The 13,686-nt window shown below is 67.2% G+C and carries 14 protein-coding genes; 7 read left to right on the top strand and 7 right to left on the bottom strand.

All coding sequences use genetic code 11. From position 1 onward, the window contains the following. Positions 1 to 14: 14 nt before the first annotated feature. Positions 15 to 983 carry an oxygenase MpaB family protein gene (locus tag C5O27_RS21345; RefSeq protein WP_127963604.1) on the bottom strand — a complete coding sequence of 323 codons (969 nt, stop codon included), beginning with the start codon at positions 981 to 983 and terminating at the stop codon, positions 15 to 17. Between the two features lie 53 nt (positions 984 to 1,036). On the opposite strand from C5O27_RS21345, the gene C5O27_RS21340 reads away from it, so the two are divergent. Beyond that, positions 1,037 to 1,636: a TetR/AcrR family transcriptional regulator gene (locus C5O27_RS21340; protein WP_006360670.1), complete on the top strand. Its 600-nt coding sequence runs from the start codon at positions 1,037 to 1,039 to the stop codon at positions 1,634 to 1,636. Between the two features lie 18 nt (positions 1,637 to 1,654). Here C5O27_RS21340 and C5O27_RS21335 read toward each other — a convergent pair whose 3' ends face one another. Continuing rightward, complete coding sequence (locus C5O27_RS21335; protein WP_006360672.1) at positions 1,655 to 1,903, bottom strand: DUF2530 domain-containing protein; 249 nt, start codon at positions 1,901 to 1,903, stop codon at positions 1,655 to 1,657. A gap of 24 nt (positions 1,904 to 1,927) precedes the next feature. On the opposite strand from C5O27_RS21335, the gene C5O27_RS21330 reads away from it, so the two are divergent. Both C5O27_RS21330 and C5O27_RS21325 read left to right on the top strand, forming a co-directional pair. Further along, on the top strand, positions 1,928 to 3,514 hold the full coding sequence (locus C5O27_RS21330) for an NCS2 family permease (RefSeq protein ID WP_006360673.1): 1,587 nt from the start codon (positions 1,928 to 1,930) through the stop codon (positions 3,512 to 3,514). A gap of 97 nt (positions 3,515 to 3,611) precedes the next feature. Next, entirely contained in the window at positions 3,612 to 4,076 is a 465-nt protein-coding gene (locus tag C5O27_RS21325) for a MarR family winged helix-turn-helix transcriptional regulator (protein WP_127963603.1), read from the top strand. Between the two features lie 101 nt (positions 4,077 to 4,177). On the opposite strand, the gene C5O27_RS21320 is transcribed toward C5O27_RS21325, so the two are convergent. Next, positions 4,178 to 5,428 (bottom strand): GNAT family N-acetyltransferase, encoded by a 1,251-nt coding sequence (locus C5O27_RS21320; RefSeq protein ID WP_006360675.1) that lies wholly within the window; start codon positions 5,426 to 5,428, stop codon positions 4,178 to 4,180. Between the two features lie 96 nt (positions 5,429 to 5,524). On the opposite strand from C5O27_RS21320, the gene C5O27_RS21315 reads away from it, so the two are divergent. The 3 genes from C5O27_RS21315 (at position 5,525) to C5O27_RS21305 (ending at position 8,541) form a co-directional block, all read left to right on the top strand. Beyond that, entirely contained in the window at positions 5,525 to 6,379 is an 855-nt protein-coding gene (locus C5O27_RS21315; RefSeq protein WP_006360676.1) for a TrmH family RNA methyltransferase, read from the top strand. Next, positions 6,376 to 6,675 (top strand): DUF2537 domain-containing protein, encoded by a 300-nt coding sequence (locus tag C5O27_RS21310; RefSeq protein WP_006360677.1) that lies wholly within the window; start codon positions 6,376 to 6,378, stop codon positions 6,673 to 6,675. The genes C5O27_RS21315 and C5O27_RS21310 overlap by 4 nt, the downstream gene beginning before the upstream one ends. Positions 6,676 to 6,981: 306 nt before the next feature. Next, on the top strand, positions 6,982 to 8,541 hold the full coding sequence (locus C5O27_RS21305; protein ID WP_425269613.1) for a DUF222 domain-containing protein: 1,560 nt from the start codon (positions 6,982 to 6,984) through the stop codon (positions 8,539 to 8,541). Positions 8,542 to 8,577: 36 nt separating this feature from the next. On the opposite strand, the gene C5O27_RS21300 is transcribed toward C5O27_RS21305, so the two are convergent. The 3 genes from C5O27_RS21300 to serC all read right to left on the bottom strand — a co-directional run bounded on the left by C5O27_RS21300 (position 8,578) and on the right by serC (position 11,812). After that, entirely contained in the window at positions 8,578 to 9,348 is a 771-nt protein-coding gene (locus tag C5O27_RS21300; RefSeq protein WP_006361250.1) for a DUF6928 family protein, read from the bottom strand. Between the two features lie 3 nt (positions 9,349 to 9,351). Further along, positions 9,352 to 10,434: a septation protein SepH gene (sepH, locus tag C5O27_RS21295; protein WP_127963601.1), complete on the bottom strand. Its 1,083-nt coding sequence runs from the start codon at positions 10,432 to 10,434 to the stop codon at positions 9,352 to 9,354. Between the two features lie 232 nt (positions 10,435 to 10,666). Further along, entirely contained in the window at positions 10,667 to 11,812 is a 1,146-nt protein-coding gene (gene serC, locus C5O27_RS21290) for a phosphoserine transaminase (protein ID WP_075863653.1), read from the bottom strand. A 329-nt stretch (positions 11,813 to 12,141) separates the two neighbouring features. Between serC and C5O27_RS21285 the strand changes: the two genes are divergently transcribed. Next, positions 12,142 to 13,356, top strand: a complete 1,215-nt coding sequence (locus C5O27_RS21285; RefSeq protein WP_232283216.1) for an alpha/beta hydrolase — start codon at positions 12,142 to 12,144, stop codon at positions 13,354 to 13,356. Between the two features lie 92 nt (positions 13,357 to 13,448). On the opposite strand, the gene C5O27_RS21280 is transcribed toward C5O27_RS21285, so the two are convergent. Then, on the bottom strand, positions 13,449 to 13,655 hold the full coding sequence (locus C5O27_RS21280) for a hypothetical protein (protein ID WP_127963600.1): 207 nt from the start codon (positions 13,653 to 13,655) through the stop codon (positions 13,449 to 13,451). Positions 13,656 to 13,686 lie beyond the last annotated feature (31 nt).

Raw genomic sequence — 13,686 nt, 5'->3', positions numbered from 1 at the left:
CGGGCCGCCGGGCCTCACACCGGGCACTTCGGTGCGAACGACTCCAGCTGGATCGAGTGGTACGTCTGTGCCAGCCGTTCGCGACGGTACTCGTGATACGTCATGGGCGTGAGCACGATTCGGCGGGGGAGCCGGCGCCACGCGGTCTGCAGCAGACGCTGGTAGATCCGGAACTCCCACTGCTCACGTCGCCCGAAGCGAACCGACGTCAGCTCCCGGACGCCGGGATGCATGACGCTGAACGAGCAGACCTTGACGACGTGGCCGGCCAGCGGGCGGATGACCAGCCAAGGCGGCGTGAGGGCGATGCGCACAAGTGGCGGCAGGCCGATCGTCGGGAGGGGGAGACGTGTCAGTTGGTCGGTGACGGCGTCGAGGAACGGATTGGGCTGCAGACGTTCGTCGACCACGCTGTCGTACCAGCGGCGCGCATCGGCCAGCGTGGGCGGGAGCTGGGCCGATTTCCCCGGCAGCGAGAGGATGCCCGGCCGTTCGAGGGCGACCGCGTACGCGAGTTCCTCCTCCTCCGGCGAGAGCTCGATGCCGGTACACGCGGTGAACGTGTTGAGGTAGCCCATGATCGCGCTCATCGCGATCCAGTTCCACAGCGTGGGATCGAGTGCGCTGTACCGGGTTTCGGCGAAGTCGTCGCGTCCGGTGCCGCGGACCTCACGGTGCAGGAACTTCAACCGATCGGCGAACGTGTGGCGGGTCCGCTCGTCGCCCCAGAGCACGAGCTGCTCGGCGCTGAAGCTGCGGAGCCCACGGTCGACGAAGTTCTCGGCGAAGCGGCCGGTGCGGTCGACGGCCGCCGCCACCGGGACCAGCGCCACCTGGTCGAAGAACGAGGCGCCGAAGAAGCCGAACAGGACGCTGCCCAGATGCCACCGGAACTGCTCGACGGCGGGAGGCAGGTCGGCGAGGTCGACGGAGGGCGTCGGAGTGTCGGCGATGGACGCGTCCGGGTTCTCGGTGACGGTCATGAAACTCCAATGTTAGTGGTTCGGCCGAACACTAACATTGCAATGATGGCGGTGTGAAGACGCCGAGCGCGTCCCGGGCCGAGCGGACGGGGCAGAAGATCCTCGATGCGGCGATGTCGTCGTTGCTCGCGAAGGGGCTCAAGCGGACCTCGATCGAGGCGATCGCCGCGCTGGCCGGCGTGTCCCACATGACCGTCTACCGCCGCTGGCCGCACAAGGAGGATCTGTTCTCCGACCTGCTCTCGCGTGAGGCCGACCAGCTGTTCGCGCACGTCGACCGGGAGCTCGCGGGAACAGGCGATCCGCAGGCGCGGCTCATCGAGGGGTTCGCGGCGATCTTCTGGTCGTTCTACGACCACCCGCTACTGGCCCGCGAGTACGCCGCCGACCCGGCGACGACGCTGCGGGTGCTGACGGTGTCGTCGGCGCCGGTCTTCGATCGTGCCGTCGACTATCTGGCCGCCCGGGTGGCTGGTCTGATGACCGACGCCCCGATGGGTGACGACGAGGCGCGGCGGGTCGCCGAGGTCATGGTTCGCATCACACATTCGCTGCTGCTGACCACGCTCGAGACACGTCCGTTCACGACCCGCGACGAGGTGGCCGCGTGGGGACGCGAACACGTCGGGTGGATTCTCTTCTCGGCGGAGTGACGCTTTCGCCGGCCCGTTCTAGTCCAGGCCCTCCTGCGCGCCGCGGGCGCCTCGGCGGACGCCGGCCCGCTGGACCAGCACGATCGTGGTGCCGAGAAGGCCGACGCCGAGCCCGACGAGACAGATCCGGAGTGCGTTGCCGCCGCCCACATCGTTGACCGCGACGACCACCGTCGCCACCAGCCAGGCCACCATCCCGACCACGATCACCGGCTCGGGAGCACGCAGCACGCGCGGTAGTTCGGGGACGTCGACTGTATCGGCCATGAGACAAAGGGTAGCTTTCCACAGGTGCCCAAAGATGTCCCGAGTGAGGCCCGCGACCTGACACCCGCCGACACCTCGACCGCGGAGGCGACCGAAGCGGCCGACGCAGGTGTTGCCGGCCCGGCAACGGTCGACACCGGCCCCGCGACCACCGCAGGCCCTGCGTCCACGACGCCCAACGGTCGACTCGACCGTTTTTTCAAGATCTCCGAGCGCGGATCGACGATCAACCGCGAGTTCCGCGGCGGCCTGGTCACGTTCTTCACGATGGCCTACATCGTGGTGCTCAACCCGATCATCATCGGCGGCATCCCCGGCGGCGACAAGAACGCCGACGTGCTCGGCAACGTGCTGCCGCTGGCGCAGGTCGCCGCGGTCACCGCACTGGTCGCGGGCGTGATGTCGATCCTGTTCGGTCTCGTCGCCAACTATCCGTTCGCGATCGCCGCCGGTCTCGGGATCAACAGTCTTCTCGCAGTCTCGATCGCGCCCGAGGTGACGTGGCCGGAGGCGATGGGTCTCGTCGTGGTCGACGGCATCATCATCGTGCTGCTGGCGGTGACGGGATTCCGCACGGCGGTGTTCAACGCGGTGCCGACCGAGCTCAAGGCGGCCATCGCCGCCGGCATCGGCGCGTTCATCGCGTTCATCGGCTTCGTCGACGCCGGCTTCGTCAAACGCATCCCGGACGCCGCAGGAACCACGGTTCCGGTCCAGCTGGGCAGCGACAACTCGATCGCCACCATCCCGACGCTGATCTTCGCCCTCGGCGTCCTGATCATGGGTGTCCTGGTGGTACGGAAGGTCCCGGGCGGTCTGCTGATCGGGATCGCGATCACCACCGTCCTGTCGGTCGTGCTCGAGCGCATCTTCGACTACGGCTCCAGCATGGACAACCCGTCGGGCTGGGGCCTCACCGTGCCCGACATCCCCACCGCGCTGGGCGGATTGCCCGACCTCAGCCTCGTCGGAGATGTCGACCTGTTCGGCGCGTTCACCCGCATCGGTGTGCTGGCCGCGTCGGTGTTCGTGTTCGCTCTCGTCCTGTCCAACTTCTTCGATGCGATGGGGACGATGACCGGCCTCGGCAAGGAGGCCGGGCTGGCCGACGAGAAGGGCAACCTCCCCGGCATCGGCCGTGCGCTGGTGGTCGAGGGGACCGGCGCCATCGCCGGCGGTGCCGCGTCGGCGTCGTCGAACACGGTCTTCGTCGAATCGGCCTCGGGTATCGCCGAAGGCGCGCGGACGGGTCTGGCGAACGTCGTCACCGGCGTGCTGTTCCTGGTCGCCATGTTCCTGACCCCGATCTACGAGGTGATCCCGCTCGAGGCGATCGCACCGGCTCTCGTGGTGGTGGGTGCGATGATGATCGGGCAGTTGACGGCAGTCGACTTCCGTCGTTTCGACTTCGCGCTGCCGGCCTTCCTGACCGTGGTGACGATGCCCTTCACGTACTCCATCGCGAACGGAATCGGTATCGGCTTCATCAGCTGGGTCGTGATGGCCACCGCCTCCGGCAAGGCACGCTCGGTCCATCCGCTGCTGTGGCTGGTGGCCGCGGTCTTCGTCGCCTACTTCGCTCGTGGACCGATCTCCGACCTCATCAGCTAACGCCTGCAGTCAAAATTTGCGACCGGTTTGTCATCCACCCGGGTCAATTTGCTTTGCTTAGGGATCTGGGCGTCGATACCTGCCCTACTCTGGGGTAATGCATTCACCGTATGGTGACGGAAGTCTATCCGGCGACCTGTCGCTCGCCGTTGTACGTCTCGCGCGACGCCTGAGGGGGCGGCGCGAGAACAAGCTGGTCTCACTGACGCAGCTCTCCGCCCTCTACACGTTGCACCACGAAGGTCCGATGACCCCTGGTGCTCTCGCCGCGGCTGAGAGGGTGCGCCCCCCGTCGATGACGAGGGTGATCGCGTCGCTGTCGGATCTGGGCATGATCAAGCGCGAACCTCATCCGACCGACGGGCGTCAGGCCATCGTGACCCTCTCGCAGGACGGGGTGGAGGTCATCAAGGAAGAGCTGGCGGCCCGCGAGGCCTGGCTGAGCGACCGGCTGCGCGAACTGTCGCCGGACGAACGGGACGCCCTGCGCGAGGGCGTGATCATCTTCAACAAGATCCTCGGTAAGCCGGACACCGACGTGCAGCACACCCGGGCGGTCTGACGCGGTCGTTCCCCGCCCCGGAATGAGTCCCGGAGCTTGCGGAGGGACGTTTCTTTGCTCCCTGAGGAGTCCCGGAGCTTGCGGAGGGACGTCTCGAAGGGTCAGAAGAACGTGCCGGAGTACGGTGCGCGATCGGTGGTGAAGGCCTGGTCCAGAGCTCGAAGCGTTGTCGGGGAGTCGACGCTGAGCCGGCCGGCCGCCGCGAAGGCCGACGGTCGTGTGCCGCCGAGATAGATGCTCGACAGTACCGAGGTGTCCATCTTCACTGTGGGCGTTGCGGTTTCGGCCGCCGGCGCGACGATCGCGTCGCCGCCGCGCGCGGACATCGTGAAAACCCCTCCGTGACCACGGAACTCGTCGGTGACCTCGACGACGGCATCGAGGTCGGCGGCGTACTTCCGTGATCCCAACGCGGCCGGGATGTCGAGGATGCGTAGCCACATCTCGTCGCGCAGGCCGGTGATCGACACATCTCGCGCGTTGATCAGCTTGTGGCGCAACGGGTCGTCGACCGGGATGGTCGCGGTCAGTGACGGGATCAGGTCGAGGTTGGTCAGCACCCGCCACAGGTCGGAGTGGGCGTCGTCGGTGACGGCGAAGACCTCGTTCACCTCGCCCCGCACGCCGCCGTTCTCGTTCTTGTAGATGCGGTAACTGGCGTAGCCGTCGTCGTGCAGCAGGTAATGCAGTCCGCTCGCGGGCAGCGGACGCTCCGACGGCCGGTCGGCGAGGATCGGCGCCCACCAGGCGGGGGTGCGGGTGAGCGCACCGGGAGTGGTGAGCGTCCAGCGTGCGTGGAGATCGGGGACGGCCGCGGCGACCTCGGCGGCGTCCGCGAACCGCACGGTCGCGTCCTTCGGCTGGTCGCCGCGGAGCGGAGCCTGGCCGGGCGTGATCGACACGGTGTTGGAGAAGCAGGCCGGACCGAACCCGAAGCGCTCGTAGATGGTGCCCTCGCTCGCGGTCAGGATCGCGAACGTGTAGTTCTCGGCCTCCCACTGCTCGAAGAGCTCGGTCAGCATCGTGCGCAGAATTCCACGACGACGATGCGTCGATGCCACGGAGACCCACGACAGGCCGACGGTGTCGGCGACACCCGCGCCCGGCAGCGACATCGACATCCGGTAGAACATCGACACCCCGACAAGGGGCTTCGACGGCAGGCCGGTGTCGCGTACCAGGACGATGTCGTCGTCGGCGACCTTGCCGCGAAGGTCGGCGCGTTCGTCGTCGGGCAGCGGATTGCGCATCGCGAATGCGCGGGCATCCGTGGTGATGATGTCGTCCCAGTCGGCGTCGGTGGCGCGCTTGAGGGACAGACGTGACTGAGGTGTCGAGCCGCTGTTGGTCACGACTTCAACGTTTTCACATCACTGCGACTCGGGCACTCATTGGGTTCTGTACCGGGTGTCGCAGGTCACGGCGGTGGCGGGTGGCACACTGTTGCGGTGCCCGGGCTCGCAGTGGAAGTGATCGACATCGACGACCCGCAGGATCCCCGGGTCGAGGACTTTCGGGACCTCAACTCGGTGGACCGTCGACCCGACCTTCCGGTTCTGCCCGGCGGCCGGCCGGGACGCGGCCTGGTGATCGCGGAGGGCGTGCTCGTCGCGCAGCGCATGATCGCCTCGCGGTTCTCCGCCCACGCCTTCCTCGGCGTCGACAAACGCCTCGAGGAACTCGACGACGATCTGCGCGACCCGTCGCTGTCGGGAGTCCCGTTCTTCCGGGCGTCGGCCGAGGTGATGGCCGAGATCGTCGGTTTCCACCTCAACCGCGGCGTGCTCGCCGTCGCGCGACGCCCCGAGGTGTTGTCGGTGCCCGACATCCTGGAGACCGCGCGCACCGTCGCGATCCTCGAAGGCGTCAACGACCACGAGAACATCGGCTCGATCTTCCGCAACGCCGCCGGCCTCGGTGTGGATGCCGTCCTGTTCGGTCAGGGCTGCGCCGACCCGCTGTACCGGCGCTGCGTGCGCGTCTCGATGGGTCACGCGCTGCTGGTGCCCTTCGCGAAGTTCGACGAGTGGCCGCGCGGACTCGACGAACTGCGTTCGCGCGACTTCCGTCTCGTCTCGATGACCCCCGATCCCGACGCCGTCACGCTCGCCGAGGCGGTCGATGCCGAGAAGGTCGGTTTCCTCGTGGGCGCCGAGGGGCCAGGGCTCACCGCGTCGGCGATGGCGGCGACGGACGTGAAGGCCCGCATCCCGATGAGTCGCGGAACCGATTCGCTCAACGTCGCGACAGCCGCGGCCGTTGCGTTCTACGAACGCGTCCGGTCGGGCACGATGGGGGAGTGAACACCCCCGAACCGTTCGATCGGGCCGCGGAGCCCACGCCCTGGGCGCTCGGGATCATCGTGTCCGCGGTGTGTGCGCTCTTCGGTGCCTTCGTGCTCGTCGGGATCTACGAACTCATCGGCGGCATCCTCGAGTTCCTCGGCATCGCGGCGGTGCTGATCGTCGCCGGCGGCCTCGGCTGGACCCTCTGGGAGTTCCGCTACCGCCAGGTGTGGCGCTGGATCGTGTGGGGCCTGCTCATCGGCTTCCTCGCCGGGATCACATCGTCGGTCGCGTTGCTGATCATGGGGCGCTGACCGGTTCTGCTCCGTGAGTAGCGAGCTTGCGAGCGTCGTTCTGCTCCCTGAGTAGCGAGCTTGCGAGCGTCGTTCTGCTCCCTGAGTGGCGAGCTTGCGAGCGTATCGAAGGGACGGCAGCACCACGCCGCCCATTACCAGACGCCACCGACAATCCCCGCGATCGATCGATGTTCGATACGCGTTGCGCGGCAATGGGATTGCGAGTACAGTCGAACATACATTCGAACACGGCATCGGGGGGTGACCGTCTTGACCGAAATCTCGCAGACCGACGTCGGGCCGTCGACCCGCCCCTCCGAGCTCGTGCAGGAACTGCACCGGATCACCACCGAACTCCAGGCCGTCGATCTGACGCAGTGCTCCGATGCCGAACTCATCGACGTCGCCGCCGGAACCGAACGCGCCATCGCCCGACTCACTTTCGCCGGCGACCGACAGATCATCGAGATCGCCGACCGCGACCTACCCCACAAGACCGGCCACCGCAGCATCACCCAGTTCATGACCCACCGCCTACGCATGGCCGACCCCATGCGCCGCACCAAACAACGCCACGCGACCGCCACCCACCTCAGCCCGACCGGCGAACCACTCGAACCCGAACGCCCCGCTCTGGCAGAGGCATTGGCCGACGGCAAGGTCAGCACCTCCCACGTCCGGGCAGTACTCGACGTCCTCGACCAGATCCCACACGCCACCGACCACGACGTGAAAGTCGCCGCCGAACGACAGATGGCCGAGATCGCCGTCGACCACACCCCCGCCGACATCACCGCCCTCGGTGCACGACTGCTGGCCCACCTCGACCCAGACGGCACACTGACCGACGACACCGACCGCAAACGTCGCCGCAATCTGTCGGTCAACCGGCAACGCGCCGACGGCACCGCCAAGATGACCGCCAACCTCACCCCCGAACTCCTCGCCCGCATCACCATGCTGCTCGCCGTCTGGGCCAAACCCGGCATGAACAACCCCGACGACCCCGACTCCCCCCACGGTTCCATCGAGGACGCCGACCCCGAAGCGGTCGAAGCCGCAGCCGCACGCGACGACCGCACCCCCGCCCAGCTCAACCACGACGCCCTCAACGCACTCCTGAAAGCCGTGTTCGACGACGGACTCCTGGGTAAGAGCCACCGCGGGTTACCCATCCAGCTGATCATCAAAGCCGATCTCAACGACCTACGACGCGAAGCCGGGTTCGCCACCACCGCGACCGGCACCCTGATCCCGATCACCGACCTCGTCAACATGGCCGCCGACACCCAGCCCTGGCTGGCGGTGTTCAAAGACGCCACCGCAATCCCGCTCTACTTCGGACGCGGCAAGAGGTTGGCCACCCGCGAACAACGTCTCGTGTCCTTCGCCCGACCCGACGGCGAGGTCTGTTCCACCCCCGACTGCGGCATATCCGCCGCGCACGTGGAAATGCACCACGCGCAACTGGATTGGGGTCTCGGTGGACTCACCGACATCACCGACCTCGCACCGGCGTGCCCGAAACACAATCGCATGGTCGGCGAGCAGGTAGGTCAGTTCACCACCCGCATGGTCCGTGAAGGCCCCGACGAAGGTCGCTGCGCCTGGCGGTTGAACGCCGAACCCGGCGCCCCACCCAACCCCGAACACATCAACCGGCGACCCGACATCACCCGCCGATTCGCCGAACAACTCAACAAGGTGCGCACCGAGATCCACGGACCCGACGAGCAGTCCGGCGATGGAGTGCGCCTTGTCGCACGCAGGGTCATCGACTATCGGCCGGCGAGGCCGACTGCCCGCAAGCTGTCGATCTCCGAGCTGTCTGCTGTCGAACTGGAACTGGCGGCACTCCTCGGCAAGGTGACGTTGTACGACTGAGGGCGACAAGTCGTCCGGGAACAGAAGCCACCCGGATCAGAAACCGAAGTACTCCCGGAATCTTCCGCGCTTGCGTGGCGTGCCCTCGTGCGCGGTGCGTTCCGCACTACGCGCGGCGGTGGCTCTGCGGTAGTTCTCGAAGTCGGCGGCGGTGGGTTCGTACTCCGCGGGGTGAAGCGCGAAGCAGGTGACGGTGATGTCGGCCGGGTCGAGGTCGGTCGGCGCGAGGGGATGGGTGTAGCGGAACCCGAGCCAGGACCGGTTGGCCTCCTCGGCGAGCTGCGCCGGGTGGAAGGGCAGCGCCATCCCCTGGTTCGGCACACCCTCGGCGTAGGTGAGCGGGTATTCGCCGCCCCAGAACGGCTTCTCGAAGGTGAACGGGAGGCCGTCGTCCTCGTGGATGGTCACCGGGTCGGCGGAGAACGAACGTCGAAGTGAACCCGACTCCCAGCGGGCGAACGCACCGAACGACGTCTCGGGTTCGGTGTACAGCAGCGTCGTCACCGCACTCGGTCGGACCGCGGCCAGCGTCCGGGTCAGCGTCGAGGGGGTCGCCGTCTCGAACAGCGAGCACGAGATCACCGCGAGCGAACCGTAATAACCGGCGTAGACGTGGTGATCCTTCGCGGCGGCCGCGGTCGCGAGGTCGGTGTCGACGAGCGGGACGAGCACGCTGTCGCCATAGATCTTCGTCGCAAGCTGCTGGGCGTGCTGATGATCGTGCTGCTGTGCGCGCACGATGGTTCGTAGGTCGTCGGCCGGGTCAGGGGAGTCGATGAACCAGACGGTGGCCGCGCGTTCCGACATCGATCAGCTGTTCCCGTTGCTACGTACGCCGAGCAGGACGTCCTCCCAGGCGGGCACGGCGGGCTTGCGGGTCTTCTTCTTGCGCGGACGGTCGGCATGGGCCGGTCCGGGCTCGCGGGACGCAGACGATTCCGACGGATCGTGAGTGCTGTCCTCGGCGGTCGCCGGGGCGGCGTCGGCTTCGGTGGTCTCCCGGACTGCCGATTCGGCGGGCTCCTCGTCGTCGACGGCCCGTTCGACGGGAGCTACTTCGTCGGGAGCCTGTGCGACGGGAGCCGAGATCGGGGTGACCGCAGCCGGCGGAGTGTGCGCGTCGGTCTCGTCGTCGAACCCGAAATCGAGGGGGACGGTGCCGTGGTCGTCGTGCGTCGCGCGACGTTCCTGCCGCGCACGCTGCGCACCGATGAGGGAGTTGGCGTCGATGGTGACTTCCTCGCGGCCGTCGGACGTGGTCTCAACGGCGACCTCCGGTGCGGCGACCGGCGTGAGCCGGCGTCGCGGCGCGATCGTCTCGGGGTGGGTCAGTTCGTCGGCGAGGTCGTCGAGCGGGTCGACTGTGCCGCCGTGGGTGCCGGGCTGGTAGCGCCAGTGCGCGAGGTTGTCGGTGCGTCCGACGCTCCAGGCGACCTGCACGACCCAGTAGCCGCCGTCGTCCTTCCAGGCGTCCCAGTCGGCGTCGGCGGGGTTGTGGCCGTATGCGACGAGCCCTTCCGCCACGGATTCGGCGAGGGTCGCGACGGCCGGGCCGTCGTGCCGGATCGGGTGGGCGGCACCGGCGAGTTCGCTCGCGCGGCTGCGCTCGAGCAGCACCGGGTGGGCGAATCGTTCGATCTTGTCCACACCAACCCCGGCCGCGGCGGCGACCTCGGCGACGGAGGCGCCTGCGCGGATGCGTGCCTGGATCTCTCGTGGCCTCAATGCACTTTCCATCTCGATCTCGATCTGTCCCAGCCTGGTGATGTCGCCGCGGGCCGCGGCGCGAAGGCGTTCGTCGGAGGCGATCCGGAATTTCTCACCTGATTGAGGGTCTTGGCAGATGACGTGGGAACCGTCGGTTTCCACCCCGACGACGCGGAGCTCACGCATCTGCTCCTCCTCCGGTGGGTGCACGCATTGGGGTCACATTAACTCACCGATCTGCCGATTCACTGTGGGACACGCGGTAAAACCGCAGTTCAGAACCCGTGGGGCCGCTGCGACACCAGCGATGGGTGCGTCGTATGTGGTCTGTGTTGTCCAGGCTACCCGCTGGCCCGAACGCCACCGGCGCGTCGACCCGAAGGTGCGACGCGCCGGTGACGGTTGGTTCTGGCCGAGCTCAGAGGCGCTCGACGATGTAGTCGATGCAGTTGGTGAGCCTGGTGACGTCCTCGGGATCGATGGCCGGGAACATGCCGATACGCAGCTGGTTGCGGCCGAGCTTGCGGTACGGCTCGGTGTCGACGACGCCGTTGGCGCGCAGGGTCTTGGCGACCGCGGCGGCGTCGACGTCATCGTTGAAGTCGATGGTGCCGACGACCTGGCTGCGGTTGGCCGGCTCGGCGACGAACGGCGTCGCGTACTCGCTGGCCTCGGCCCACTGGTACAGGCGCGAGCTCGAATCGGCGGTGCGCGAGACGCACCAGTCGAGGCCGCCGTTGTTGTTCATCCACTCGATCTGGTTGGCGAACAGCAGCAGCGAGCCGACTGCGGGGGTGTTGTAGGTCTGGTTCTTGCTGCTGTTGTCGACGGCGGTCGGCAGCGACAGGAACTCGGGGCACCAGCGGTCGGTCTCGGCGATCTCGGCGACGCGGGCGAGGGCGCGGGGGCTCATCAGCGCGACCCACAGGCCACCGTCGGAGGCGAAGCACTTCTGCGGCGCGAAGTAGTAGACGTCGGCGTCGGCGACGTTGACGGGCAGGCCGCCTGCACCCGAGGTGGCGTCGATGGCGATGAGCGCGTCGTCGGAGCCGGCGGGGCGCACGACCGGCACGGACACGCCGGTCGAGGTCTCGTTGTGGGCCCATCCGATGAGGTCGACGCCGCCGAAATCGTCAGCGGTCAGTGCGGCCGGATCGGGAGCGGTGCCGGGATCGGTGGAGATGACCGCGGGCGAGTCCAGGAACGGCGCCTTCTTGGCTACGGTCGCGAACTTCGACGAGAACTCACCGTAGGTGAGGTGCAGCGAACGCTGCTTGATCAGGCCGAACGCGGCGGCATCCCAGAAGGCGGTGGTGCCGCCGTTGGAGAGGACGACCTCATAGCCCTCGGGCAGCGAGAACAGGTTGGCCAGACCCTCACGGATCGAGCCGACCACGTTCTTGACCGGTGCCTGCCGGTGGCTGGTGCCGAACACCGATGCGCCGGTGTCGACGAGGGACTGCAACTGCTCGGGGCGCACCTTCGACGGTCCGCAACCGAAGCGGCCGTCCGACGGCAGCAGGTCGGCGGGCAGGGTGATGGGTGCGGTTGCGGTATCGCTCATGGCGTCGATTCTAGGGTTGTGGCGGACGCCACTTTTGGGCCGCCTCGGCTTGCGCGATACGGGACATCCGCGGAATCGCCATTTTCGGGCAAGTGCGCCGGTTGCAGATAGCGCCTTTCATGTCAGCTGGCGAATATGGAATGTGCGAAGTTAGGGCACGCTCAGTCCAACGTGCGGGCCATACTCCGACTCTGTAAGGTTTGCGAAACACCAGGGCCTCGTTTGGGGTTTCCCTGGTCGATCCACCCCACCTCGGAGGCTTGTACATGGGTCTGGTTGTTGACCGAAGCGCGCGCAGTCGTCGTGTTGCCACTGTCTCTGCGGCGGTTGTGTGTGCGACCTCCGCCGGTTTGCTGGGCGCGGCGCCCGCGCACGCGGTCGATCCCGACCGGTTGCGCTCGGACGCGGGCTGCGTCTGGCGGACCGAAGAGGACCGCGCAAAGCAGATCCAGACGTGCACCTTCGACTCGGAGTCGCTGGGGCGTGAGGTGTCCGTCCAAGTTCGTCCGTCGGACAAGAAGGCGGGCGAGGACGAGCACGGAATCTACTTCCTGGACGGTCTCGGCTCGAACCCCGAGTTCAGCACGTGGACCCAGCCCGAGGCCGGCATCGACGCCTACGGCGCGGGGAGCAACCTCGTCTTGCCGGTCGGCGGTGCGGGCGAGTGGTCGACTGATTGGCAGAAGCCGCCCACCGGCCAGTCTGTGGCGCCGAAGTGGGGGAGTTTCGTCGGTGAGGAACTGCCGACCTACCTGAAGAGCAATTTCGACGTCGAGACGTCGAACAATGCGATTGTCGGCGTGTCGATGTCAGCGGGCCCGGCGATGATCATCGCGTTCGACAACCCCGAGGTCTTCCGGGTCGTGCGTTCCTACTCGGGTTACTTCCCGACGGACAATCCGTTGGGCTGGATGGCGATTCCGTCCATCCAGAAGCAGCGCGCCGACATCGAGAACGGCGAGACAGCGATGTGGGGCAAGCCCCAGAGCCCCGGTAATCGGTGGGCCGACAACGACGTGATGAACCGGATCGGCGAGGTCGGGGAGACCGGCCAGACGGTGATCGTCTCGACCGGCACCGGCATCCCCACGACCTTTGAGCTCCAGGAAGCAGGTGCCCTGTTCCAGCGCGAACTCGATGCCGACCCGAGTGCCGGGCCGGAGCTGGTCCAGAAGGCCGTGACCGCTCTGGCGCTGGGCATCGGCTTGGAGGCCGGCGCATTCGCTTCGACGGGCCTTCTCCAGTCGACCGTCGATCAGCTCGGGCTGCCCATCAAGTTCAAGTACCGCAACGGCGGACACAACTGGTACGCCTGGGGTGCCGAGTCGGAGGACGATGCGCGCGAGGTCGAGCGGGCGCTCGAGTCCGAAGGTCAGCGGCCGTCGTCGAAGGCCTCTCCGGTGTCCGAGTCGGCCGGCACGCCGAAATCCGTTGGTGCGCTGAAGACCCCGGTCACAAAGGAAGCGCCGGCCATGAAGGTCGAGCGTCCGGTGCCGAACCTGCTCCAGCCGTCGACCTGGCGTCTGCCGTGGGCTCCGCGCTGACCGTCTGACGCTCTCCCGAAATCGCTACTTACGGCCAGGGTCGCTAGTTCCAGCTAGCGCTTCTGATCGGAGGTGGCGAATTCCGTATTCGCTCAGAAGGTTTCAGCCTCTCTGAGCGCGCCGAGAATGAGATTCCGGAACTGCATGGGCTTCTGTAGGTCGTCCCACGTCCATCGCACGGCGATGCGACCGGTTCGGCGGATTGCGTCCTCGCTGCGTTTCTCGGCGAAGACAGTCTCCGACGCAGAGGTCCCGAACTGCCCGGAGTATTTGATCTTTCCGTCGAATTGGCCGATCACCTTGTCCTAGCCTCACAGTCCGGCTGTTGCG

It is taken from the genome of Gordonia alkanivorans (assembly GCF_004011905.1).
GTDB lineage: Bacteria > Actinomycetota > Actinomycetes > Mycobacteriales > Mycobacteriaceae > Gordonia > Gordonia alkanivorans.
The sequence above is the reverse complement of the archived record's forward strand: the minus strand, read 5'-3'. Positions and strand labels throughout refer to the sequence as shown.